This window comes from Streptomyces sp. NBC_00376 (assembly GCF_036077095.1).
In the GTDB taxonomy this organism is placed as follows: domain Bacteria; phylum Actinomycetota; class Actinomycetes; order Streptomycetales; family Streptomycetaceae; genus Streptomyces.
Map to the genome: position 1 here is coordinate 6673409 of NZ_CP107960.1, position 23409 is coordinate 6696817.

20 protein-coding genes and 1 riboswitch are annotated in these 23409 nt (G+C 72.8%); of the genes, 6 read left to right on the forward strand and 14 right to left on the reverse strand.

Annotated features, from left to right (window positions below):
- Nucleotides 1-27 precede the first annotated feature (27 nt).
- The 6 genes from OG842_RS30120 to OG842_RS30145 form a co-directional block, all read right to left on the reverse strand.
- Nucleotides 28-1053 (reverse strand): VOC family protein, encoded by a 1026-nt coding sequence (locus OG842_RS30120; RefSeq protein ID WP_266736417.1) that lies wholly within the window; start codon nt 1051-1053, stop codon nt 28-30.
- A gap of 128 nt (nt 1054-1181) precedes the next feature.
- The gene (thpD, locus tag OG842_RS30125) at nt 1182-2075 is read right to left on the reverse strand and encodes an ectoine hydroxylase (protein ID WP_266736416.1); all 894 of its coding nucleotides are present in this window, start codon (nt 2073-2075) and stop codon (nt 1182-1184) included.
- A 3-nt stretch (nt 2076-2078) separates the two neighbouring features.
- Entirely contained in the window at nt 2079-2477 is a 399-nt protein-coding gene (locus OG842_RS30130) for an ectoine synthase (RefSeq protein ID WP_093539722.1), read from the reverse strand.
- A 67-nt stretch (nt 2478-2544) separates the two neighbouring features.
- Nucleotides 2545-3813 carry a diaminobutyrate--2-oxoglutarate transaminase gene (ectB, locus tag OG842_RS30135; protein WP_266736413.1) on the reverse strand — a complete coding sequence of 423 codons (1269 nt, stop codon included), beginning with the start codon at nt 3811-3813 and terminating at the stop codon, nt 2545-2547.
- A 44-nt stretch (nt 3814-3857) separates the two neighbouring features.
- Nucleotides 3858-4322 (reverse strand): diaminobutyrate acetyltransferase, encoded by a 465-nt coding sequence (gene ectA, locus OG842_RS30140; RefSeq protein ID WP_266737348.1) that lies wholly within the window; start codon nt 4320-4322, stop codon nt 3858-3860.
- 417 nt (nt 4323-4739) lie between these two features.
- Nucleotides 4740-5846, reverse strand: coding sequence for a pyridoxal-phosphate-dependent aminotransferase family protein (locus OG842_RS30145; protein WP_266736412.1), 1107 nt, complete (start codon nt 5844-5846; stop codon nt 4740-4742).
- A 134-nt stretch (nt 5847-5980) separates the two neighbouring features.
- On the opposite strand from OG842_RS30145, the gene OG842_RS30150 reads away from it, so the two are divergent.
- Both OG842_RS30150 and OG842_RS30155 read left to right on the forward strand, forming a co-directional pair.
- Nucleotides 5981-7057 (forward strand): amidohydrolase family protein, encoded by a 1077-nt coding sequence (locus tag OG842_RS30150; protein WP_328512690.1) that lies wholly within the window; start codon nt 5981-5983, stop codon nt 7055-7057.
- A 324-nt stretch (nt 7058-7381) separates the two neighbouring features.
- A complete protein-coding gene (locus OG842_RS30155) occupies nt 7382-8485 on the forward strand; it encodes an SCO1860 family LAETG-anchored protein (protein WP_266736411.1) in 1104 nt (367 codons plus the stop codon).
- A 58-nt stretch (nt 8486-8543) separates the two neighbouring features.
- Here the strand turns inward: OG842_RS30155 and cobC are convergent, their stop codons facing one another.
- On the reverse strand, nt 8544-10250 hold the full coding sequence (gene cobC, locus OG842_RS30160; protein WP_266736410.1) for an Rv2231c family pyridoxal phosphate-dependent protein CobC: 1707 nt from the start codon (nt 10248-10250) through the stop codon (nt 8544-8546).
- Between the two features lie 204 nt (nt 10251-10454).
- Between cobC and OG842_RS30165 the strand changes: the two genes are divergently transcribed.
- Nucleotides 10455-11177: a ZIP family metal transporter gene (locus OG842_RS30165; RefSeq protein ID WP_266736408.1), complete on the forward strand. Its 723-nt coding sequence runs from the start codon at nt 10455-10457 to the stop codon at nt 11175-11177.
- Nucleotides 11178-11191: 14 nt separating this feature from the next.
- On the opposite strand, the gene OG842_RS30170 is transcribed toward OG842_RS30165, so the two are convergent.
- The 7 genes from OG842_RS30170 to OG842_RS30200 form a co-directional block, all read right to left on the reverse strand.
- Nucleotides 11192-12565 carry a cobyrinate a,c-diamide synthase gene (locus OG842_RS30170; RefSeq protein WP_266736406.1) on the reverse strand — a complete coding sequence of 458 codons (1374 nt, stop codon included), beginning with the start codon at nt 12563-12565 and terminating at the stop codon, nt 11192-11194.
- Between the two features lie 10 nt (nt 12566-12575).
- A complete protein-coding gene (gene cobO / locus OG842_RS30175; RefSeq protein ID WP_266736405.1) occupies nt 12576-13175 on the reverse strand; it encodes a cob(I)yrinic acid a,c-diamide adenosyltransferase in 600 nt (199 codons plus the stop codon).
- On the reverse strand, nt 13175-15193 hold the full coding sequence (locus OG842_RS30180) for a putative cobaltochelatase (protein ID WP_266736403.1): 2019 nt from the start codon (nt 15191-15193) through the stop codon (nt 13175-13177). Before OG842_RS30180 ends, cobO begins: the two co-directional genes overlap by 1 nt.
- Nucleotides 15194-15251: 58 nt before the next feature.
- Nucleotides 15252-16787, reverse strand: a complete 1536-nt coding sequence (locus tag OG842_RS30185; RefSeq protein WP_266736402.1) for a cobyric acid synthase — start codon at nt 16785-16787, stop codon at nt 15252-15254.
- Nucleotides 16784-17797 (reverse strand): cobalamin biosynthesis protein, encoded by a 1014-nt coding sequence (locus tag OG842_RS30190; protein ID WP_266736400.1) that lies wholly within the window; start codon nt 17795-17797, stop codon nt 16784-16786. The genes OG842_RS30185 and OG842_RS30190 overlap by 4 nt, the downstream gene beginning before the upstream one ends.
- Nucleotides 17798-17942: 145 nt before the next feature.
- A riboswitch (cobalamin riboswitch) is annotated at nt 17943-18071 on the reverse strand.
- A 153-nt stretch (nt 18072-18224) separates the two neighbouring features.
- Nucleotides 18225-18455: a hypothetical protein gene (locus tag OG842_RS30195; protein ID WP_124718378.1), complete on the reverse strand. Its 231-nt coding sequence runs from the start codon at nt 18453-18455 to the stop codon at nt 18225-18227.
- A 22-nt stretch (nt 18456-18477) separates the two neighbouring features.
- Nucleotides 18478-19749, reverse strand: coding sequence for an inorganic phosphate transporter (locus OG842_RS30200; RefSeq protein WP_266736398.1), 1272 nt, complete (start codon nt 19747-19749; stop codon nt 18478-18480).
- A 255-nt stretch (nt 19750-20004) separates the two neighbouring features.
- On the opposite strand from OG842_RS30200, the gene OG842_RS30205 reads away from it, so the two are divergent.
- The 3 genes from OG842_RS30205 to OG842_RS30215 all read left to right on the forward strand — a co-directional run bounded on the left by OG842_RS30205 (nt 20005) and on the right by OG842_RS30215 (nt 23368).
- Nucleotides 20005-20664 carry a class II aldolase/adducin family protein gene (locus tag OG842_RS30205; RefSeq protein ID WP_266736396.1) on the forward strand — a complete coding sequence of 220 codons (660 nt, stop codon included), beginning with the start codon at nt 20005-20007 and terminating at the stop codon, nt 20662-20664.
- An 81-nt stretch (nt 20665-20745) separates the two neighbouring features.
- Complete coding sequence (locus tag OG842_RS30210) at nt 20746-21873, forward strand: alpha/beta hydrolase (RefSeq protein ID WP_266736394.1); 1128 nt, start codon at nt 20746-20748, stop codon at nt 21871-21873.
- Between the two features lie 184 nt (nt 21874-22057).
- Complete coding sequence (locus tag OG842_RS30215) at nt 22058-23368, forward strand: hypothetical protein (protein WP_266737345.1); 1311 nt, start codon at nt 22058-22060, stop codon at nt 23366-23368.
- Nucleotides 23369-23409 lie beyond the last annotated feature (41 nt).

Here is a 23409-nt window from a genome sequence, read left to right on the forward strand (position 1 = left end):
CCCGGACGCCCGCCGGGCGCCGCCGCGTCACTCCTGGCCGGACTCGTCCAGCGGTGCGCTGCGCCACTTCCACGAGGTGACGCGGGGGCGGCCGGGCAGTTCGCCGCGGCCGGTGGCCCAGAGCAGTACGGCCCACCGGTCGGCGTCCTTCGGGGCGTCCGGGAACAGCCGGGCCAGCACCCGGTCGCAGAGGCCGGCGGGCGGGGTCCAGCCGGCCCCCAGGCTCGCGGCGATGTCGTGCGTGTGGACCAGGGTCTCCACGATGCCCATCGCGGCGAAGCCCTCCGGGTCGGACACCCCGTAGGAGTGGTACGAGCGGATCCCGGGCGGAGTCGTCCGCACCATCGAGGCGAGCAGCGCGCCGCAGGCCTCCAGGGTCAGGAACAGCCCGGCGGTTCCGGCCGACCGGTCCGCGAAGACCGCGTTCATCGGACCGCCCTCGCGGTCGGCGCTCCAGCGGTACGGGACGTACGCGTCCACCGACGGCCGCTGCGGGCCCAGTTGGGCCGCGTAGCTGAAGAGGTCGTCGCCCAGATGCTCGGCGGTCTCCCAGCAGGTCCACTCCAGCGACCCCGCCGGAGAGTGCCACTTGTCCACCGGGGACTCCCGGAGCGCGTCGATCGCGAGCCGTACCGCGGTGGTCACGTCGTCCGCGGTGACCGGCAGCCGGGTCCCGGTCAGGGCCGCCCGTTCCGCCGCACCGCACTCGACGCAGAACTCGTTGCCCTCGGGGTCGCCGAGCGTCGCCCAGCCCCGCCCGTTCGGTTTGCGGTGGTCGGCGACGAGAGTGGCGCCCAGGCCGAGCAGCCGCTCGACCTCCTCGTCGCGGGTCCGGTCCTGCGGCTGAATGTCCAGGTGGACGCGGGTCTTGCCGTTCCTGGGTTCCGGTACCCGGATGAAGAGCAGCGCGGCACCGGGAGCCTCGACGAGCACCTCGGGGTCACCGGGGGCGTCCTGGTCGGAGACCGGGGCGTCGAGCACCTCGGACCAGAAGCGGGCGAGTCCGTAGGGGTCGGAGCAGTCGATGGTGATGTGACGTACGAGTGAGGTCATGGGGCCCACCCTCGCCGCCGACCGCCGTGCCGGTCCAGCGATTTCGGTACGGGAAGGGGGAAGGGGGAGGGGGGGAAGGGAGGGGGAGGAGCGGGGGGTGCCGCTCCTCCCCCTCCCGGCGGATCACCTCATCGCACCGGGGTGAAGTCCCTCGCCCCGATGAACTCCGGGCGCCGCGCCGGTGCCGCGAACGGCTCCTCGGCGGCGTTCTCCACGCTGTTGAAGACGATGAAGACATTGCTGCGCGGGTACGGGGTGATGTTGTCGCCCGAGCCGTGCATGCAGTTGCAGTCGAACCAGGTCGCCGAACCCGCCCGGCCCGTGAAGAGCTTGATGCCGTGCCGGTCGGCCAGCTTCGTCAGGGCCTCGTCGGACGGGGTTCCGGCGTCCTGCATCTTCAGGGACTTCTTGTAGTTGTCCCTGGGCGTCTCGCCCGCGCAGCCGAGGAACGACTTGTGCGAACCGGGCATGATCATCAGCCCGCCGTTGGTGTCGTGATTCTCCGTCAGCGCGATCGACACGGACACCGCCCGCATGTTCGGCAGCCCGTCCTCGGCGTGCCAGGTCTCGAAGTCCGAGTGCCAGTAGAACCCCGAGGCTCCGAAGCCCGGCTTGACGTTGATCCGGGACTGGTGGACGTACACGTCCGAGCCGAGGATCTGCCGGGCCCGGCCCACCACCCGCTCGTCCTCGACCAGCCGGGCGAAGACCTCGCTGATCCGGTGGACCTCGAAGACCGACCGTACCTTCTGCGACTTCGGCTCGATGATCGAGCGCTCGTCGGCCCGCACCTCCGGATCGGCGATCAGCCGTTCCAGTTCGCAGTGGTAGGCGGCGACCTCGTCGGGGGTGATCAGCTGGTCGACGGTGAGGAAGCCGTCGCGCTCGAAGCCCTGGAGGTCCCGCACCGCCACCGGGCCGGGGGTGCCGGGCGGGGACCAGATCACCGGGTCCTGGCGGGGGGTGGTCATCTCGGCGGAGCCGCGCGTGGGGTAGAGGTCGGTGCGTCCGGCGGTGGTCATGGTTCAGCCCTCCTCGGTCAGCAGCGGGTAGACACCGTTCTCGTCGTGTTCCTCCCGCCCGGTGACCGGCGGGTTGAAGACGCAGACGCAGCGGAAGTCGGTCTTCGGCCGCATGGTGTGGTGTTCATGGCCGTTCAGCAGATACATCGTGCCGGGGGTGATCCAGTGCTTCTCGCCGGTCTCGTCGTTGGTGAGTTCGGCCTCGCCCTCGACGCACAGGACGGCCTCGATGTGGTTCGCGTACCACATCGACGTCTCCGTGCCCGCGTACATCGTGGTCTCGTGGAGGGAGAAGCCCACCTTCTCCTGCGCGAGCACGATGCGCTTGCTCTCCCAGGTGCCGGAAGCGGCCTTCACATGCCGGTCGGTGTTCTCGATGTCGCTGAACGATCGGACGATCACGGTGGGTCGGTACCTTTCTCTCTGCGGTGGTGCTTCTCGTCGGACCCGCGCCGGGGCGGGTCCGGAATCAGACGGTGTCGCGGATCGCGCGGGCCAGTGTGCGCAGACCCTCGTCCAGCTCGTCGGGGGTGATGATCAGCGGCGGCAGCAGCTTCACGACCTCGCTGCGCGGGCCGGAGGTCTCCACCAGCAGCCCCAGTTCGAAGGCGCGGGCGCAGATCGCGGCGGCGCGTGCCTCGTCCGTGAACTCCAGGCCCCAGACCAGGCCGCGGCCCCGGTACCGCGTGCCGAGAGCGGAGTGTTCGTCGCAGATCGGGAGCAGCGCCTGCTCGATCTGCTCACCCCGGACCAGGGTCTGCTTTTCCATCTGGCCGTCCGCCCAGTAGGCGTCCAGCGCGGCGGCGGCCGTGACGAACGCCGGGTTGTTGCCGCGGAAGGTGCCGTTGTGCTCGCCCGGCCCCCAGATGTCCAGCTCCGGGTTGAACAGGCAGAGGGACATGGGCAGTCCGTAGCCGCTGATGGACTTCGACAGGGTCACGATGTCGGGGACGATGCCGGCCTCCTCGAACGAGAAGAACGACCCGGTGCGTCCGCAGCCCATCTGGATGTCGTCGACGATCAGGAGCATGTCGCGGCGGTGGCACAGGTCGGCCAGCGCCCGCAGCCACTCGGGGCGCGCCACGTTGATGCCGCCCTCGCCCTGCACCGTCTCGACGATCACGGCGGCGGGCTTGTTCAGCCCGGAGCCCTGGTCCTCCAGGAGCCGTTCGAACCAGAGGAAGTCGGGCACCTTGCCGTCGAGGTAGTTGTCGAACGGCATCGGGGTGCCGTGCACGAGCGGGATGCCGGCGCCGGCCCGCTTGAAGGCGTTGCCGGTGACGGCGAGCGAGCCGAGCGACATGCCGTGGAAGGCGTTGGTGAAGGACACGATGGACTCGCGCCCCTTCACCTTGCGGGCCAGTTTCAGCGCCGCCTCGACCGCGTTGGTGCCCGTCGGCCCGGGGAACATCACCTTGTACGGGAGATCGCGCGGGCGCAACACGTTGTTCTGGAAGGACTCCAGGAAGGTCCGCTTGGCCGTGGTGGCCATGTCCAGGCCGTGGGTGATGCCGTCGCGCTCGATGTAGTCGATCAGGGCACGTTTCAGCACCGGGTTGTTGTGCCCGTAGTTGAGCGACCCCGCGCCGGCGAAGAAGTCGAGGTAGCTGTGGCCGTCCTCGTCGGTCAGCCGGGCGCCCTGCGCACGGTCGAACACGGCGGGCCAGCCGCGGCAGTAGCTCCGTACCTCCGACTCCAGGGTCTCGAAGACACTCAGCGCGGGCGGGGTGATGGTCACAGGGGATCTCCTGCTTGAGAGAGGGGGGTGAGTCGCCGGGAGGCTCAGGTGTGGAACGGGCCGATGCGGTACAGGACTTCGGGCAGGTGGTTCCCCTCGGGGAACAGCCCGCCGTCGAAGAGCACCTCGCGGTCCAGGGCCACGTCGTGGCGCTGTGCGTAGGAGGTGAACAGCCGGTCCGACGCGGTGTTGTCCGGGGTGACGGTCGTCTCGACCGAGGCCAGGCCCTGTTCGGCGGCGACCCGGGAGGTCAGTGCGTCCAGCAGCTTTCCGGCGAGCCCCGCCCCGCGGTGGGCGTGGTCGACGGCCACCTGCCAGACGACGAGCGTTCCGGGACGGTCCGGCCGGAGGTACCCCGTCACGAAGGCGACGGGTTCGCCGCTCTCGCCCCGGGCGACCACGGAGGTCGCGGTGAAGTCACGGCACCACAGCAGGTAGCTGTACGAGGAGTTGAGGTCCAGGACCTCGGAGTCGCGGGCGATGCGCCAGATCGCGGCCCCGTCCTCCACTCGTGGGGTGTCGATGGTGATGAATTCGTTTCGGGCACTTGCAAAATCTGCTGGTGCGGCGGTCATGCAAATTGAATTTACCCAGCAAATTTCCAAATTGCATCGACGTGAGGGGTTGGGTGGGATGGCCCTCTGTGTTATCACGCGGGCGCGTGCCCCGGCGCGAACAGGGAGTGTTTTCTTCTGTTTTGAGGGCTATTTATCCGGCATAACGGTCGCGATGTGGAGTAGGTCACATGGTTGTAACTCTCGTGCGACGCAACGGAATTGTGTGGTTCGGGGTCGTTCGGACTCTCTGGAAACTCGGGTGTTTAGGGTCCGGGAAACCGGGCAGAAGAATGCGGGGAGCTGCTCTGAATAAAGCAGCTCCCCGCATTCGGCTCCCCGTGTTCGGGAAATATTTGATTCGGCCCGAATTTATTCGCTCGGCCAGGTTTCCGAAACGGCCTTGCGGGCAGCTTCGAAATCGACCTGCCGGCCCGCATCGGCCAGCGCCGCCCCCAGAGCCGCGAGCGAGGACCGCACCGCGCCCCGCGTCGCATCCACACCGTAGTGATTGACCCGGATCATCTCCTTGGACAGCGCACCCCCGCCCGCGATCAGCGGCAGCGAGGGGTCGGCCGCGAGCGCCCGTGCGACCAGCTCGGAGGCGTCGACCCCCTCGGGGGCGCGCAGCGTCGTCGCGACCGGCGCCGCATCCGCTGCCTCGTGCACGTACGGCGAGAGGCCGCCGCCGAGCGCCACCGCACCCGCGCGCGTCGCCGCGGCAGCCGCCGAGTGACGGGCCATCAGCGCGTCCAGGCCCTCGGTCTCGATGCGCTCCACACAGGCCTCCAGCGCCAGCATCTCCAGCTGGGCGGGGGCGTGCAGCAGGGCCTTGCGGCCGCCGTCGATCCAGCGCTCCTTCCAGTCCAGCAACGAGAGGTAGGAGCGGCGCGGGGCCTCGGGGTTGGCGGCGATCCGCTCCCAGGCGCGCTCGCTCACCGACACCGCCGACACCCCGGCCGGGCCGCCCATGGCCTTCTGCGCGCCGATCACGCAGAGGTCGACGCCCCACATGTCCGGCAGCAGCGGCTCGGCACCCACCGAGGCGACGGCGTCCAGCATGAACAGCGCCCCGTGCGAACGGACCACCTCGCCGATCTCGGCGACCGGATTGGTGTTGCCGGTCGCCGCCTCCGCGTGGACCAGGGAGACGAAGTCGATCTCCGGGTGCTCGGCCAGCGCCCGCGCGACCTGGTCGGCGGTGACCGCCGTGTGGAAGGGGACCGCGAGATCGACCACATTGGCGCCGCAGTCCCGCAGCCAGTTCCCGAAGGTCTGCCCGTACGGCCCGGTGACGACGTTCAGCGCGGTCGAGCCGGGCCGGGCGCCGCCCCGGATGCAGCCTTCGAGGGGGAGCAGCGCCTCGCCCTGCATGATGACGACGTCCTGCTCGGTGGCGAGGAGGCCGGCCACCCGCTTCTCGATGGCCGCGAAGTGCGCGGCGGTGAGCGGGGCGAGGTCGAGGAAGGGGTGCGTCACGGTGGTGCTCTCTTCGGGTCGGATCGGGTCGGTGCGCGGTGCCGCGTACGGTCGGTGCTTCCGTCGAAGCGTACCGAGGGCCCCGCGCGCCGCCTCGTACAGTGCTGCCCATGAGTGATCACAGGGCATCTCAGGTGCTGCACGTGAAGGGACGGGTGCTCGTCGGCCCCGACGACGTCCGGGACGAGCTCTGGGTGGTCGACGGGCGGGTCTCGTACGGCCGGCCGGCCGGTGCGGACGGGGCGGTGACGGTCACCGGCTGGGTGCTGCCCGGTCTGGTGGACGCCCACTGCCACGTCGGGCTCGACCACCACGGCGCCGTGGACGCGGCGACCAGCGAGAAGCAGGCACTCGCCGACCGGGAGGCGGGGGCGCTGCTGCTGCGGGACGCGGGGTCACCGGCCGACACCCGGTGGATCGACGACCGCGAGGACCTGCCGAAGATCATCAGGGCCGGCCGGCACATCGCCAGGCCCCGCAGGTACACCCGGAACTACGCCCACGAGATCGAGCCCGACGAACTGGTCGCGTACGTCGCCCAGGAGGCGCGCCGCGGCGACGGCTGGGTGAAGCTGGTCGGCGACTGGATCGACCGCGAGGTGGGCGATCTGACGGCCCTCTGGCCTCGCGAGGCCGTCGAGGCGGCCATCGCCGAGGCGCACAGGCTCGGCGCCCGCGTCACCGCGCACTGCTTCGCCGAGGACTCGCTGCGCGATCTCGTGGAGGCCGGGATCGACTGCATCGAGCATGCCACCGGGCTCACCGAGGACACCATTCCGCTCTTCGCCGAGCGCGGTGTGGCGATCGTCCCCACGCTGATCAACATCGCCACCTTCCCCTCGCTCGCGGCGGGCGGCGAGGCCAAGTTCCCCCGCTGGTCGGCCCATATGCGGCGGCTGCACGAGCGGCGTTACGACACGGTGCGCGCCGCGTACGACGCCGGGATCCCGGTCTTCGTCGGCACCGACGCGGGCGGGGTGCTCGCCCACGGGCTGGTGGGGGACGAGGTCGCCGAGCTGGTGAAGGCGGGCATCCCGGCCCTGGACGCGCTGTCCGCGACGACCTGGGGCGCGCGCCGGTGGCTGGGGCGGCCGGTGCTGGAGGAGGGCGCCCCGGCGGACCTGGTGGTGTACGACGAGGACCCGCGGGCGGACGTACGGGTGCTCGCGGCGCCGCGGCGGGTGGTGCTGAACGGGCGGGTGATCGGCTGAGTCCGCCGGCCCCGCGACGGGGTGCGCCGTGTTGACAGGCGGTTACCGAATCCCGGTCCTGTCGTTGGAACACCTTCGCGCGCACCCCGGCGCAGTCGGCTCCGGCGCGGTCTGCGCTCAGCGGATCGGGTGACCCGGAGGAACGAACGTACCGAGATATTCGAATACAAGCACGGAAACCCCCCTTTGGAGTGAACTCACGTCAGGTGTCCGCAAGTTCACCCTCCGTGCGTAAAGATTTCGGGGTCGAGGCCACCGGAGCACTCGATGTCCCCCATTGGACGGCACCGGTGGCTCCATGTCTCTTGTGGGGGTTCCACCACTTTGAACAGCAACACCTTCCGCCTGGCCGCCCTGGCGGTCGCAGCCGCTCCCGTCGCACTGCTGGTCGCCGCCCCGGCGCAGGCCGCACCCGCGGCCACCACGACCACCGGTGGCGGGAAGGCGAGCGCGGTCGTGCTCCGTACCGCACTCGACGTCTCGCTCCTGAACAAGACGGTCGACGTGCCGCTCAAGGCCACGCTCAACGAGGTGCAGGCACCCGCCGACGCCAAGGAGACCGCGCTCAGCGTACGGCTCGACGGCGTGGAGGGCGGCCGGCCGGTCAGCGTGCTCGCCGCCGATGTGGCCACCGCGAACGCGACCGCCGACAAGCACCGGGCGGAGGGCTACAGCAATGTGGCCAAGGCCCGGGTGCATGTGCCCGGACTGCCGCTGCTCTCGCTGATCGAGGTGGAGAAGGTCACGTCCAGGGCGGTCTGCGAGGTGGGCAGGAAGCCGGTCGCCGAGTCGAACGTGCTGGGACACGTGTCGGTCCTCGGTAAGCGCATCGACCTCACCGCGGGCGGCACCACACGGGTCGCGGTCCCGGCCGTCGGCGAGGTGACCCTGGACCTCTCGAAGACGCACACCACCTCGCGCACCGCCGCGGCGACCGCGCTGCAGCTGAAGGTCTCCGTCAACCCGCTCAAGCTGAACGTCGCCGATGTGCAGGGCGAGATCACGCTCGCCGAGGCGACCTGCGAGACGCCGAAGTCGACCGGACCGGGCGGCGGGGACAGCGGTGGTACGAGCAATGGCGGTACGAGCAACGGTGGTTCGAGCAACGGTGGTTCGAGCACCGGCGGGTCCAGTGATGGCGGGTCCGGCGACGGCGGTTCGACCGGCGGCGGCTCGAACAGCGGTGGTTCGGGCAACGGCGGTTCGACCGGCGGCGGGTCCGGTGACGGTGGCAACAGCGGAAGCGGCGGCACCAGCGGCGGCGGCGTGAAGCCCCAGACCGGCACCGGCAACGAACCGGCCGCCGGATCGAACCTCGCGGAGACGGGCAGCAGCTCCACCACTCCGTACCTCGCGGGCGGCGCGGCCGTACTGCTGGCGGCGGGCGCCGGGGCGGTGGTCGTTGCCAGGCGGCGCGCCCGGAGCTGACCTGCCCCGAGGGCGCCCGAGCGGGGCAGCCGGTGCCGGTTTCTCACCGGCTGCCCCGTCAGCGCACTGCCGTGCCCAGCGTCTGCAGCGCCTGGTCGAACGCCTGGAGGAAACGGTTCGTCGTGACACGGTCGCGCACGGCCAGCCGCAGCCACTCGGGACCGAGCCCGGGAAACGTGTCCCCTCGCCGCGCCGCGAACCCCAGCAGCCGCAACCGCTCCCGCACCTCGGCGGCCCGCTCCAGCCGCACCAGGACGAACGGCGCCTCGGCCGGCTCCGCCACCCGCACCTCGGTGAACTCCCTGAGCCCCGCCACCAGATGGGCCCGGTCCACCGTGATCCGCTCGGCGGCGGCGGCAGCCTCGGCCAGGGCCCGCGGCTCCATGCACGCCTCGGCGGCGGTCAGCGCCGGGGCCGACACCGGCCACAGCGGCTGGGTCTCCTCCAGCGCGCGGACGATCCCGGGCTCGGCCAGCACGTAACCGATCCGCAGCCCCGCGAGCCCCCAGGTCTTGGTGAGGCTCCGCAGTACGACCAGCCCCGGGACGTCCGTACGCCCGCACAGGGTCTCGCGCTCGCCCGGCACCGCGTCCATGAACGCCTCGTCGACCACCAGCGTCCGGCCGGGACGGGCCAGTTGCTCCACCATCGCCGCCGGATGCAGCACCGACGTGGGGTTGGTCGGATTGCCGACCACCACCAGATCCGCGTCCTCGGGCACCGCCGACGGGTCCAGCCGGAACCCGTCCTCGGCCCGCAGCAGCACCCGCCCCACCTCGTGCCCGGCCGCGCGCAGCGCCGCCTCCGGCTCGGTGAACTGCGGATGGACCACGACCGGACGGCAGACCGGCAGCGCCCGCGCGATCAGCACGAACGCCTCGGCCGCACCCGCCGTCAGCAGCACCCGCTCCTCCGGCAGCCCGTGCCGGTCCGCGACCGCCGCCCGAGCGGCCCGGCCGTCCGGGTAGGCGGCGAGCGAGCCCAGCGACCCGGCTATCCGTTCCCTCAGCCAGGCCGGGGGAGTACCGGCCCGTACGTTGACGGCGAGATCGGTCAGATCCCGGTCCCGTCCCCGTACTTCCGCGTCACCGTGGTGCCGCAGATCGTGCGCGCCCGCGCCTGTTGCGTCGGGACTTTCGGTGGGAGTGTGCATGACCGCCGTGGGGGTGATGGTGGTGATGGCCGTCGTCGTGGGGACGGGGGCCGGCTGCCGCGGCCGTCCCGGTTCATCCTCTGAGTACGGCAGAACGACTATGCGCCCGGCACCGGGCTTCACGCAACGGCCGGGACCGGGAGGTACGTCCGGTGCCGGGAGGGCGTCGACGACCGGGACGGGCGGACCGCGGCGCACCACCGCACAGGTCGCCATCGCCGCCCGCCCCCGCGGGGCCGACTTCCGTTTGGGCACCAGGAGCTCACCTCCCGCCGCGAGCGCGGCGGCCTCCGCGACCGACGGCGCCCCGACGGCGGCGAGCGGTGCGCCGGACGGACCGGGCACCTCGATCCGGGCCAACTCCCCGGCCGGGTACGTCCGCAGCGGTACGCCGAGCGCCGCGGCCGCCGCGACGATGCCCGGCTCGTCCGCCTTGGCGTCCACGGTCACCAACTCCGCGATGCCCGTCGGCGAGAGCCCGGCCTCGCGCAGGGTGTCCCGGATCAGCCCGAGGATCTCGTCGACCGGTGCGCCCCTGGACGCGCCGACCCCGACGGCGAGCGACGCGCCGGGCGCGGCGGCCGAGGCGGCCGTGTCGGGGGATGCGGGCATGGAGCGGATTCCCTTCACAGGAGTGCGCGGTTCAAAAGGAACGCACGGATCACAAGGAGTGCGCGGTTCACAAGCAATGCACGGGGCGCGAGAAGTGCGCGTGGTTCACAAGGAATGCGCGGGTCGCGAGGAATGCGCGGTTCGTAAGGAATGTGCGGGCGTGCTGAGATGCGCGCACCGGGGGCGATCGGCTAGCAAGAGCGCATGGCGGTGTTCGTCGCGCTCGGCGCGTTCCTGATGACCCTGGCAGGCGGCTGGGTCGCCCAGCGCGTCACCGACCGCCGTCACCTGGTGCTCGGCTTCGCCGGCGGGCTGATGCTCGGGGTGGTCGGCCTGGACCTGCTGCCGGAGGCGATCGAGGCCGCGGGCGAACCCGTCTTCGGCGTCCCGGCCGCCCTGCTCCTGTTCGTCGGCGGCTTCCTCCTCGCCCACCTCGTGGAGCGGCTGCTCGCGGTACGCCAGGCGGCACACGGCGCGGGCGAGGAACGGGTGCCGCAGGTCGGGCTCACGGCAGCGGCGGCGATGGTCGGCCACAGCCTGATGGACGGCGTCGCACTCGGCGCCGCCTTCCAGGTGGGCGCCGGCATGGGAGCCGCCGTCGCGCTCGCCGTCATCACGCACGACTTCGCCGACGGCTTCAACACCTACACGATCACCAGCCTGTACGGGAACGCCCGCCGCAAGGCCATGATCATGCTGTTCGCGGACGCGCTGGCACCGATCGTGGGCGCCGCGACGACGCTCCTGTTCACCCTTCCGGCGGAACTTCTCGGCTGCTATCTCGGCTTCTTCGGCGGCGCGCTGCTCTACCTCGCCGCCGCCGAGATCCTTCCCGAGGCACACCACCGGCACCCGGCCCGCTCCACGCTGCTGTGCACCGTGGCCGGGGTGGGCTTCATCTGGCTCGTGGTGGGCATCGCGGACTGAGCGCCGCAGGCGCTTCACCCCCGGCACCGCTCGACGAACCGGCGCGCCATGCCGGGCGCCGAGGCCCAGTGCGTGTGCAGATAGCTCGCGTGCACGCCCCGCTGCACGTACCCCTCGACCCGCCGCTCCGGCTGGTGCATGCCCCACGCCGGATCGGCCCCGGCACCCGGCTCCAGCACGGTGCGGTGGAACTCGTGACCGCGCACCCGGGTGCCGGGGGCCGCCAGCACGCTGTCGGAGACCGCCACGGCCTCCCGGTAGCCGAGCGTCAGCCGCTTCGACATCCGGGCCTCGGCGTCGAGCACCCCGCACATCGGCAGCCCGTCGAGCGACCGCGCCAGGTACAGCAGCCCGGCACACTCGGCGGACACCGGAGCCCCGGACTCCACCAGCCCGGCGACGGCCCCGCGCAGCGCCGCGTTGGCGGACAGCTCACCCGCGTACACCTCCGGGAAGCCCCCGCCTATGACCAGCCCCCGGGTGCCCTCGGGCAGTTTCTCGTCCCGCAACGGATCGAACGGCACGACCTCGGCCCCGGCGGCGGTGAGCAGCTCGGTGTGCTCGGCGTACGAGAAGGTGAACGCGGCGCCGGAGGCCACCGCCACGACCGGGCGCCCGGCGGGGGCGGACAGCTCCACGGGCCCGCCGCAGCCGCCGATCTCCCCCGCCGCGTCCCACACCTCGCCCGGCAGCGCGGGCGCGGACCGGGCCAGCGCCATCAGGGCCTCCAGATCGCACCCCGCCACCACCTGCTCCCGCATCGCCTGGACCGCGCCCACCGCGTCGCCGCGCCGCTCGGCCACCGGCACCAGACCCAGATGGCGCGACGGCACGGCCACCTGCTCGGCCCGGTGCAGCACCCCGAGCACCGGCAGACCGGACTCCTCCAGCGCGTCCCGCAGCAGCGCCTCGTGCCGCTGGGAGCCGACCTTGTTCAGGATCACCCCGCCGAGCCGCACCTGCGGATCCCACGAGGCGAAGCCGTGCACCAGCGCGGCCACGGAACGCGACTGCGACGACGCGTCGACGACCAGCACCACGGGCGCCCGCAACAGCTTCGCCACCTGGGCGGTCGACGCCAGTTCGCCCTGCCCCGACGCACCGTCGTACAGCCCCATCACGCCCTCGACCACCGCGAGGTCGCACCCCCGCGCCCCGTGCGCGAACAGCGGGGCGACCCGGTCGGGGCCGCACATGTACGCGTCGAGGTTGCGTCCGGGCCGGCCCGTGGCCAGCGTGTGGTAGCCGGGGTCGATGTAGTCGGGCCCGACCTTGTGCGGGGACACGGCGAGGCCCCGACCCGCGAAGGCCGCCATCAGCCCCGTGGCGACGGTGGTCTTGCCGCTGCCCGACGAGGGCGCGGCGATCACCAGACGAGGAATGTTCACTTCCGGTGCCTCACCATTCGATGCCCCGCTGGCCCTTCTGACCGGCGTCCATCGGGTGCTTGACCTTCGACATCTCGGTCACCAGATCGGCGGCGTCCAGCAGCTTCTGCGGCGCGTTGCGCCCGGTGATGACCACGTGCTGCGCACCGGGGCGCTCGCGCAGCACCTCGACCACCTCGTCGGTGTCGATCCACCCCCAGTGCATCGGGTACGCGAACTCGTCGAGGACGTACAGCCGGTACGTCTCGGCGGCCAGGTCGCGCTTGACCTGCTCCCAGCCCTCGCGCGCCGCCTCCTCGTTGTCCATCTGGCCGTCGCGCTGCACCCACGACCAGCCCTCGCCCATCTTGTTCCAGACGACGGACCCGCCCTCGCCGCTGGCCCCGAGGACCTTCAGCGCGTTCTCCTCGCCGACCTTCCACTTCGCCGACTTGACGAATTGGAAGACGCCGATCGGCCACCCCTGATTCCAGGCGCGCAGCGCGAGCCCGAAGGCCGCCGTCGACTTCCCCTTGCCGATGCCGGTGTGCACCATCAGCAGCGGACGATTGCGGCGCTGACGGGTCGTGAGCCCGTCGTCGGGCACGGTGGTCGGCTGTCCCTGCGGCATTACGCGGCCCTCCTGTTGGTTTCCTGAACGTCCTTGACGAGCCCGGCGATCGCCTCGGCCCGCAATTCGTCGAGCGTGACGGCGCTGCCCCCGAGATCGCGCGCGAGGCTTCCCGCGAGGCCGAGCCGTACCGGCCCCGACTCGCAGTCCACGACGACGGACGCGATGCCCTCCGCCTCGTGCAGCCGCGCCGCCCGGGAGGCCAGTGCCACCGGATCGGGCCCCCCGGTCGCCCGCCCGTCGGTCACCACGACCAGCAGCGGCCGCCGCGACGGATCGCGCAACCGCTCCACCCGCAGCACCTCATGGGCCTTGAGCAGCCCGGCCGCGAGCGGGGTGCGCCCGCCGGTCGGCAGCAGCTCCAGCCGCGCCGCCGCGGCGTCCACCGACGACGTCGGGGGCAGCGCCACCTCGGAGTCCCTGCCCCGGAAGGTGATCAGCCCGACCTTGTCCCGCCGCTGGTACGCGTCCAGCAGCAGCGAGAGGACCGCACCCTTCACCGCGGCCATCCGCTGCCGGGCGGCCATCGACCCGGAGGCGTCCACCACGAAGAGCACGAGGTTCCCCTCGCGCCCCTCCCGGACCGCCTGCCGCAGATCGTCCCGCCGGACCACGAGCCCGCGCCCGGACCGGCCCCGCGTCCGCTGGTGCGGGGCGGCGGCCTGCACGGTCGCCGCCAGGTGCAGCTTGGTCAGGGCACCCTGCGGACGCCGTGCGCCGGTCGTACGCCCGTGCTCGGTACGGGCCCGGGAGCGCCGCCCCGCCGCGCCCTCGCCCAGCCCGGGAACGCTCAGCATCTTCGTGCGGAACGGCTCGGCGGCGCCCACCGGCTGCCGCTCACCGCCCCCGGAGGACTGCCCCTGCCCTTGTTCCCGGCCCTGTTCCGGTACGGACGGAGCGGGCGTGTCGCCGGACTCGCCCCCGGGGTCCGGCGGCGTGTCGGGGCCGTCGCCCCGCGGGGGGCGGCCGCCGCCACCCGGGCCGTCCGGGTCCGGGTCGTCGTCCTCGCCGCCGTTCTGCTCCAGCGTGTCGTCGAGCTTGTCCTCGTCGAGGCCCGGCGCGTCGAAGGGATTGCGCCGGCGCCGGTGGGGGAGGGCGAGCAGGGCGGCCTGCCGTACGTCCTCGGCGAGCACATCCGTGCGCCCCGCCCAGGCGGCCAGCGCGGTGGCCGTCCGCGCCATCACGATGTCCGCGCGCATCCCGTCGACCTCGAAGGCCGCGCAGGTGGCCGCGATCTGCCGCAACGCCGCGTCGCCGAGCCGTACTTCGGGCAGCAGGGCACGCGCGGCGACGATCCTCGCCCGCAACGTGTCCTCCTCGTCGGCCCACTTGGCGGCGAACGCCGCCGGGTCGTCGTCGTACGCGAGCCGCCGCCGCACGACCTCGACCCGCTGATCGGTCTCCCGGGACGCGGCGACCTCCACGGTCAGCCCGAACCGGTCGAGCAACTGCGGCCGCAGCTCGCCCTCCTCGGGGTTCATCGTCCCCACGAGCAGGAAACGAGCCGCATGCCGTACGGAGACGCCTTCGCGCTCCACGTACGAGGCACCCATCGCCGCCGCGTCCAGCAGCAGGTCCACGAGGTGGTCGTGGAGCAGGTTGACCTCGTCGACGTAGAGGATCCCGCGATGCGCGTCGGCGAGCAGGCCCGGCTCGAACGCCTTCACGCCCTCCGCGAGCGCCCGCTCGATGTCGAGCGCCCCGACGAGCCGGTCCTCGGACGCGCCGACCGGCAGCTCCACCATCCGGGCGTCCCGCGACACACCGTTCCCGACCTCGTGGGGGCCGTCCGGACACGCCGGGTCGGGCGACGCGGGGTCGCAGGAGAAACGGCAGCCGGAGACGACGTCCACCTCGGGCAGCAGCGCCGAGAGCGCGCGCACGGCGGTGCTCTTGGCGGTGCCCTTCTCCCCGCGCACGAGGACGCCGCCGATGTTCGGTGCGACGGAGTTGAGGAGCAGGGCGAGTTGCAGGTCCTGCTGCCCGACGACGGCGGTGAACGGGAAATGCGTGCTCACGGGGCGATCCCTCCTGCGGGTGAATGGGCATGAAGAAGGCGGTCTCGGGACACGCTGTTCATCGGCGGCCTCCCGGGGCCGCGGGGGCGGCGGGGGCTCCCGGAGCGATGAAGGGAAGACCCGACGGCGCGCCCGACTCGATGAGCCGCAGCAGTGCGTCGGTGTCCGCGTGCTCCTCGACGAGATCGCCGAGGCGGTCCAGCTGCTCCTCGCGCAGCGCCGCGAAACAGGTGTCCGGAGCGGGGACGAAACGCCGGCCGGCGCCACGGGCGACCTCGGCCAGGAAGCGGCGGCGGAACTCGTCGCTCTCCAGCGAGCCGTGCCAGTGGGTGCCCCACACGGCGCCGACCCGGCAGCCGTCCAGGAACGGCTCCCCGCCCCGCACGTCCGCCACGCCGTGGTGGATCTCGTACCCCTCGACCGGCGCGCCGAGCGCCTCGCCGACGGGCCGGGCCAGGGTCTTCTCGCGGTCGAAGCGGATGCGTACGGGGAGCAGGCCGAGGCCCGCCACCTGTCCGGCCCGCGACTCGACCTCGTCCTCGATGTGCTCGCCGAGGATCTGGAAGCCGCCGCAGATGCCGAGGACCGGCCGGCCCTCGGCCGCGCGCCGCACCAGCGCGTCGGCGAGGCCGCGCTCGCGCAGCCAGGCCAGCGCCTTCACGGTGCCGCGGGTGCCGGGCACGACGACCAGGTCCGCGTCGGACAGCTCCTCGGCGCGGTCCACGAACCTGACGACGACGCCGGGCTCGGCGGCCAGCGCGTCCACATCGGTGAAGTTCGACATCAGCGGCACCGCGCACACCGCGACGCGCAGCACGTCCTCGCCGTGCGGCGGCGCGACGACCGACTCGCGCACGGCGCCGCGCAGCGAGACCCGCAGCCCGTCCTCCTCGTCGATGCCGAGACCGTGGGCGAAGGGCAGCACACCGTACGTCGGCCGGCCCGTGAGGTCCCGCAGCATCTCCAGGCCCGGCTCCAGCAGCGACACGTCACCGCGGAACTTGTTGACGAGATAGCCGGCGATCAGCGACTGGTCCTCGGCGGCGAGCAGCGCCGTCGTACCGAAGAACGAGGCGAAGACCCCACCGCGGTCGATGTCGCCGACGACCACCACCGGGAAGCGCGCCGCCCGCGCGATGCCCATGTTCACGATGTCCGTGCGCCGCAGATTGATCTCGGCCGGACTGCCCGCCCCCTCGCAGATCACCGCGTCGTACGTGCCCCGGAGCTGCTCCAGGCACTCCACGACCGTGGAGAGCAGCGCCTCCTGCCTGCCCCCGTGGTAGCCGCGGGCGCTCATCTCGCCGACCGGCTTCCCCATCAGGACGACCTGGCTGGAGCGGTCGCTGCCAGGCTTGAGCAGGACCGGGTTCATCAGCGCGCTCGGCTCGACGCGGGCGGCCTGGGCCTGCATGGCCTGGGCACGCCCTATCTCGGCGCCCTCCCGGGTGACGAACGAGTTGAGCGACATGTTCTGCGCCTTGAAGGGCGCCACCTTCACGCCCCGGCGCACGAGCCAGCGGCAGATCCCTGCCGTGACGACGCTCTTGCCCGCGTCGGAGGTGGTTCCGGCGACCAGCAGCCCGCCGCTCATGCGTTGCTCCGTCCTGTGATGCGAGGTCCCGCAAGGTTGGTCGCGGTGCTCCGGCGCCCCGCGATCCGCCGTGCGGCGAGGGCCGCGCCGAGCCGTCCCGCCACGCACACGCCGAGCGCCAGCGCACTCACCCGGCGCGACAGCCGCACCGCCCGCTCGATGTCCGCGGTCTCCACCGCCCGGCCCGTCTCCCCGTTGAGCACGGGGCGGTGCTCGACCCGGCCGCCGTACGCGAGGGTGCCGCCGAGCCGTACGCCGAGCGCACCCGCGAACGAGGCCTCCACCGGGCCCGCGTTGGGGCTCGGGTGCTTCGCGGCATCGGCCCGCCAGGCGCGGACCGCGCCACGCGGGCGCCCCCCGGCTGCCACGGCGAGCAGGGCCGTGAGCCGGGCGCCCGGCCAGCCCGCGAGGTCGTCGAGGCGGGCCGAGGCCCAGCCGTAGCGCAGATGCCGGGGCGAGCGGTGCCCGACCATGGCGTCGAGGGTGTTCGCGGCCCGGAAACCGGCCAGCCCGGGTACCCCGGCCAGCGCACCCCACACCAGGGCGCCGACCACGGCGTCCGAGGTGTTCTCCGCCACGGACTCCACCACGGCGCGGGCGATCTGCGGTCCGTCCAGGGAATGCGGGTCGCGTCCGCACAGATGCGGCAGCCGCTCCCGGGCCAGCTCGATGTCACCGGCGGCCAGGGCGGAGCCGATGGCCCGCGCCTCGCGGCCCAGGGACGTACCGCCGACGACGGACCAGGTGGCGGCGGCGGTCAGTGCCACGGAGGCGGCGGGGCTGCGGCGCACGGCACGGGTGAGCAGCGCGGCACCGCCCGCGGCGCCTCCGGCACAGACGAGGGTGTGCAGCGCGCCCCAGCCGCGGTGATCGCGCCACAGACGGCGCTCGACGCCCGCCGCGGCCCGCCCGAAGGCGGCGACCGGGTGTCCCCTGCGGGGGTCACCGAGCAGCAGGTCGCCGATCAGGCCGGCCGTGGCGCCGTACGCGAAGATGCGGTCGGCTCGCACGGCTCAGCCGGCCGTCGCGCCTCGGCGGACCTTCGTACAAAGGGCTCTCGTCGAGAGCACCGGGACAGCGGACGCACGGCAGCCGGGCATGGCGATATGTCCTCACTCAGGGTCCGCGCCCTGGTTCGACGTGACCGGCGACGAGAGTCTCCTGGCTCCCGGATCCGCGGTTCCCCCGGCCTTCCAGCCCGCTCGCGCGAGCCGTGACTTCCGGTGTGGGGGACCGCTCCCCGGTGACAGTGGCGGGACCGCGCCGGATTCGCACCGGCTTCCTCTGCTGTCGCCGTAATTGGCTCCGGCAGTCCACCACGCTCTGCGAACGCCCGTCAACCTGCCGTTGACCTGCGACGGCGCAGTGTGCTGAGACGCACATCGGGCCGGACACACGTGGTGTCCGGCCCGACGGGAGAGCGTGCGCGGGAGCGGCTCAGGCGACGATCAGATAGATCCCGTACGCGACGGCCGCCGCGCACAGCCCGAAGCAGACGTACGCGCCGGCGCGGGCCAGCAGCAGCGAGCCGCCGGAGCCGCCCTGCGCCGCCGGTTCCGGCTGCTTGGAGAGGCCGACGATGCCCAGGGTGAAGAGGCCCACCAGCGCGACGGTGACAACGAGGGAGACGCCGAATACGGAGCCGAGGGCTGCCCAGTCGATGTTCATGCTGATTCCTTAGACGGCCGGCTCAGACGGTGGCGGGTCGCGCCGGGTCCTGGGTGGTTCCGGCCGGGGCCGGAATGGTGGTCATGAGGTTCAGGTCCGGCGTCTGGACCGCGGCCGCGGTGGGCGGCGGGCTGACGGCGGCGATGGCCTGGGTGACGACGCCCGCGGGCTCGGCGTCGCCGTCCGACGGGGCGACGTCGCCGTGGCCGACCGGCTTGCGGCGCGACACCAGCCAGATGGCACCGGAGCCCGCGACCAGCAGCGCCGCGACGACCACGACACCCCAGGTGCCCTGCTTGGTGAGGAGCTCCGCGCCCGCCCCGACCAGACCGGCGGCCGGCAGGGTCAGACCCCAGGCGACGAACATCCGGGTGGCGGTGGACCAGCGGACCACACCGCCCTGCCGGCCGAGGCCCGCGCCCATCACGGCGCCGGAGCAGGACTGGGTGGTGGAGAGCGAGAAGCCGAGGTGCGAGGAGGCCAGGATGACCGTGGCCGCGCTGGTCTGGGCGGCGAAGCCCTGCGGCGGCTTGAGGTCGGTGAGGCCGCTGCCCATGGTGCGGATGATGCGCCAGCCGCCCAGGTAGGTGCCGAGCGCGATGGCCGTACCGGCGCAGACGATGACCCAGACCGGCGGGTTGGCGCCCGGGTGCAGGACGCCGCCGGTGACCAGGGCCAGGGTGATGATGCCCATGGTCTTCTGCGCGTCGTTGGTGCCGTGGGCGAGCGAGACCAGTCCGGCCGAGGCGATCTGGCCGGCCCGGTACCCCTTGGCGGTGGCCTTCTCCTGGGCGTCGTTGCGGACCTTGCCGCCGATCCGGTACGTCAGCCTGGTGGCCAGCAGCGCGGCCAGACCGGCGACGATCGGGGCGGCGACCGCGGGGAGCAGCACCTTGGTGACGACGGTGCCGCCGTTGACGGACGACCAGCCGGCCGACATCACGGCCGCACCGATCAGACCGCCGAACAGGGCGTGCGAGGAGCTGGACGGCAGTCCGACCAGCCAGGTCAGCAGGTTCCACAGAATGGCGCCGACGAGTGCCGCGAAGATGACTTCTGTCCGCAGCCCGTCCTCGTTGATGATCCCGCCGGAGATCGTCTTGGCGACCTCCACCGACAGGAACGCGCCGACGAGATTGAGAACGGCGGACATGGCCACCGCTGTCTTCGGTCTGAGTGCACCGGTCGAGATGGTGGTCGCCATCGCGTTCGCGGTGTCATGGAAACCGTTCGTGAAATCGAACACTAGAGCTGTCACGATCACAATCGCGAGTAGCAGCGTGATGTGTTCCATTTACCCAGGCAATCGTTCGACGTCATTGGCATGTGGACCGTAGGCAACCAGGGTGAACGGAAGATGAACTGGACAGGGCGCTGTGGTGTTCCAAAGCGGAGCCGGAGCATTCCGCTTGTTGTCGCGGGGGGCGTGGCCCGGCCTTTCTGCGGGGCGTGGCCCGGCCCTCCGACGGGGTGCGGCCATGGTTTCCGGCGGGGCACGGCTGTGGCCGATCGCATACCTGTTCGCCCCCGGGACTGACAGGATCGGCGCATGAGCGATCAGCAGCGGGACGCGATCGGACAGGCCTGGGACGGCGTCGTCGCCACCGCCCGGCGGACGGCGGCCGAGGGCCTCGTCGTCGGGACCTCGGGAAACGTGTCGGCACGGGTCGGCGACACCATCCTGGTCACGCCGAGCGGAGTGCCGTACGAGCGGCTGGGTCCCGAGGACGCCGTCGGCGTCGATCCGGAGGGCAACCGCGTACTCGGCGAACTCTCCCCGACCAGCGAACTCCCCCTCCACCTCGCCGTCTACCGGAACACCGACGCGGCCGCCGTCGTGCACACCCACGCGGTGCACGCCACCGCCGTCTCCACGCTGGTTCCCGAGGTCCCCCCGGTCCACTACGCCGCCGCCATGCTGGGCGGCCCCGTCCGCGTCGCCCCCTACGCGCGCTACGGCACCGAGGAACTGGCCGTGAACATGCTCGCCGCCCTGCGCGACCGCACCGGCTGCCTGCTCCAGAACCACGGAACCGTCACCTACGGAGCCACCCTGGACCAGGCGTACGACCGGACCGCCCAGCTGGAATGGCTCTGCCGGCTCTGGCTCGCCGCGAGCTCCGTCCCCGGACGCGTCCCGAGCCTGCTCTCCCCGGAGCAGCTGGACGATGTGCAGGAGGCGCTGAAGGCGTACGGACAACCGGGCTGACCGGCCGGTCCGGTCCACCGGACGGCGTAGGGGCCGCTCCGCCCGCTGGCAGGGTCCCGCACCCGCCACGACACTGAAGCGGTGCGCCCGGCAACAGTTACGGCAGCAGCCGTCACCACGATCCTCGGCGTCGGTGCGGCAGCGGTCGCGGCCGGCCGGTTCGCCAGCGACGCCGCCCTCAGGGCCCCGTCCGGACGACCCCTCCCCGCCGACCGCAGACTCACCGTGCACGCCACGGCGGCCGGGCAGGTCACCCTGACCCGTTCCTTCACCGCCCTGCGGCCCGGCACGTACGGACTGACGGGCAAGGACGTCCACGCCGTGGTCGGCCCGGTGATCGAGCACGCCCACCACGCCCCCGACACCGTCGTCCGCAGACTGGAACGCGTCGACCGCGGCAGCCTGGAGACCGGCACCAAGGTCCGGGTCACCCCGCAGCTGCACAGCGGCGACCCGTTCTCTGCCCTCGGCCTGGACCACCGGGACGTCGAGATCCCCGGCGAACTCGGCACCCTGCCCGCCTGGTTCCTGCCCGGCCCCCGCGACACCTGGGTCATCACCGTGCACGGCATCGGCACCACCCGGGAACACCCCATGAACGTCATGAGGTTCCTGCACGGCCTGCGGCTGCCCGTGCTCGATCTGGCCTACCGCGGCGACGCCGGAGCCCCGAGGTCCCCCGACGGCCTCGCTCATCTCGGCGAATCCGAATGGCGCGACCTGGACGCCGCGATCCGCTTCGCCGTGCGGTACGGAGCCGAGAAGGTCGTCCTGCACGGCTGGTCCACCGGCGCCTCCATGGCGCTGCTCGCGGCCGTCAACTCCGCGCTGCGCGACCGGATCTGCGGCCTCGTCCTGGACTCCCCGGTGCTGGACTGGGCCACCACGCTGCGCGCCCTGGCCCTCGCCCGCGGCGTCCCGGCCGCCCTGCTGCCGCTCGCCGTCCGCGCCGCCGAGGGACAGACCGGACTGCACGGCGCCCGGCTGCTCGACGGCTCCCTCGCCCCGGCACTGCGCGCCCCGACCCTGATCTTCCACGGACCCGACGACCGGCTCGCCCCCTGGCAGCCCTCCCGCGACCTCGCCGCCCGCCGCCCGGAGCTGATCGCGCTGCACGCCGTACCGCAGGCTCCGCATGCGGCAATGTGGAATGCCGATCCGGTCCACTACGAAGAGACCCTGCGCCGCTTCCTCACGCCCCTGATGTGAGGTGATGCGAGGGTTCGGCCGATTGGTCCGAGGCCCCGTCCACCAGCCCCTCCACCGGGAATTCGGGTTCCGTTTGGGCTTTCGGGCCGTCAGGGGCAAGACTGCTCCCGTGACGTCCCGTAACCCGCGCGACTCCAGGCTGCGACTTGTCCGCCCGCGACCCCTTGCGACCGCTCGCAAGGCCGTGACCACCCGGCGCACCAGGCCGGCACCCCGCCCACCGGAGGGCACTCCGCCCCGGTCGGAACTGGCCCGGCAGGCCAGGACGGCCCTCGCCGATGCCGTACGGATCGCCCGCTGGGCGGCCGACGGCGCGATCCCCGGCGCACCACCGCTCGCCGCCCAGGCGCTCCAACGGGCCGCGACCGCTCTGGAATTGTCCCCGGCTCAGGTGCGCTCCGGCTGGGACCGGGCCAGGCTCGCCGGCCTTGTCGAACTGCACGGCGACACCGCACGCCCCGGCTGGCGGCTGCGCGCCTGGGACCGCGACGACTCCGCCGTGCTCCGCGGCTGGGTGGCGCTCTTCGACGCCTGGTCGCTCGTCCACCCGGCACCCGCGGACATCGAGTCCACCGCGGTCGCCGAGGCCGTCGAGGCCGTGCCGCAGGTCCTCTCCCTCCTCCAGCTCTCGGCCGGCCCGGTCACCGTGCCCGCCCTGCTGGACCTGCTCGGCCAGCGCGTCGCGGAACTGCGCGAGGAGCGCTGCGAGGTGCCCTACGGACCCCAGCCGCTGCCCGCACCGGCCGATACCGCGCCCGCCGCACACCCCGCCGCCCTGGTGGCGCTCCTGCTGGACTGGGCCCTGGAGGGCCTGGCCGCCGTCGGGGCGCTGACCCTCGGCAGCGGCCACGCCACCCTCACCCCGCTCGGCAACTGGGCGGTCTGGGTCAAGCTGGAACAGATCTGCGTCGCGGCCCAGAGTCCGGCCGGGAACATCGAGCAGTCCGCCGCCGACATGCTGCTGGGCTGTGCCCGGCTCACCCCCGGCCCGGCCCGCGACGAATACCGGGCCTGGCTGGCCGCCCGCCCCGTCGGCAGCGCCGTCGCGGAACTCCTCGCCGTCGCCCGCGGCGAGGACGCGCTCCTGCGCGGGCTCGCCTTCGAGGCGCTCCGGGTCGTCGGCGCCCCGGCCGAGCCCGAGGTGCGCTCCGTCGTCGCCGACCCCTCGCTGCGCCCCTACGCGCTGCTCTGGCTGGCCGAGTACGACGGAACCGACCCCGAGGACGCCCAGGACGTCCTCAGCCGGGAGGAGGCCACCTGGCTCTGGGTCGACACCGCGGCGGCCGTCGCCGACCACGGCGAGACCGGGCTGCTGGTCCGCCATCTCGACTCGGCCGTCCAGGGCACGGTACCGGCCCTGCTGGACGAGGTCCGGGCCGTCGGCCATCCGCGCACCGTGCAGGTGCTGGTGGCCCTGGCCGCCGCGCACCCGGACCCGGCGCTGGCCAAGGCGGTGCGCCGGGCCGCGTTCCAGGTGCACACCGGCGGCGCCTGACACCCCGCGCCGGACAGGCCCTGCCCCGGGCCCGTCCGGCC

What these genes read in the sequence shown, in the direction of transcription:
- OG842_RS30120 (WP_266736417.1), bottom strand. Translation starts at nt 1,053, where the DNA reads ATGACCTCACTCGTACGTCACATCACCATCGACTGCTCCGACCCCTAC.
- thpD (WP_266736416.1), bottom strand. Translation starts at nt 2,075, where the DNA reads ATGACCACCGCCGGACGCACCGACCTCTACCCCACGCGCGGCTCCGCC.
- cobC (WP_266736410.1), bottom strand. Translation starts at nt 10,250, where the DNA reads ATGCCCGCATCCCCCGACACGGCCGCCTCGGCCGCCGCGCCCGGCGCG.
- OG842_RS30165 (WP_266736408.1), top strand. Translation starts at nt 10,455, where the DNA reads ATGGCGGTGTTCGTCGCGCTCGGCGCGTTCCTGATGACCCTGGCAGGC.
- cobO (WP_266736405.1), bottom strand. Translation starts at nt 13,175, where the DNA reads ATGCCGCAGGGACAGCCGACCACCGTGCCCGACGACGGGCTCACGACC.
- OG842_RS30185 (WP_266736402.1), bottom strand. Translation starts at nt 16,787, where the DNA reads ATGAGCGGCGGGCTGCTGGTCGCCGGAACCACCTCCGACGCGGGCAAG.
- OG842_RS30195 (WP_124718378.1), bottom strand. Translation starts at nt 18,455, where the DNA reads ATGAACATCGACTGGGCAGCCCTCGGCTCCGTATTCGGCGTCTCCCTC.
- OG842_RS30200 (WP_266736398.1), bottom strand. Translation starts at nt 19,749, where the DNA reads ATGGAACACATCACGCTGCTACTCGCGATTGTGATCGTGACAGCTCTA.
- OG842_RS30205 (WP_266736396.1), top strand. Translation starts at nt 20,005, where the DNA reads ATGAGCGATCAGCAGCGGGACGCGATCGGACAGGCCTGGGACGGCGTC.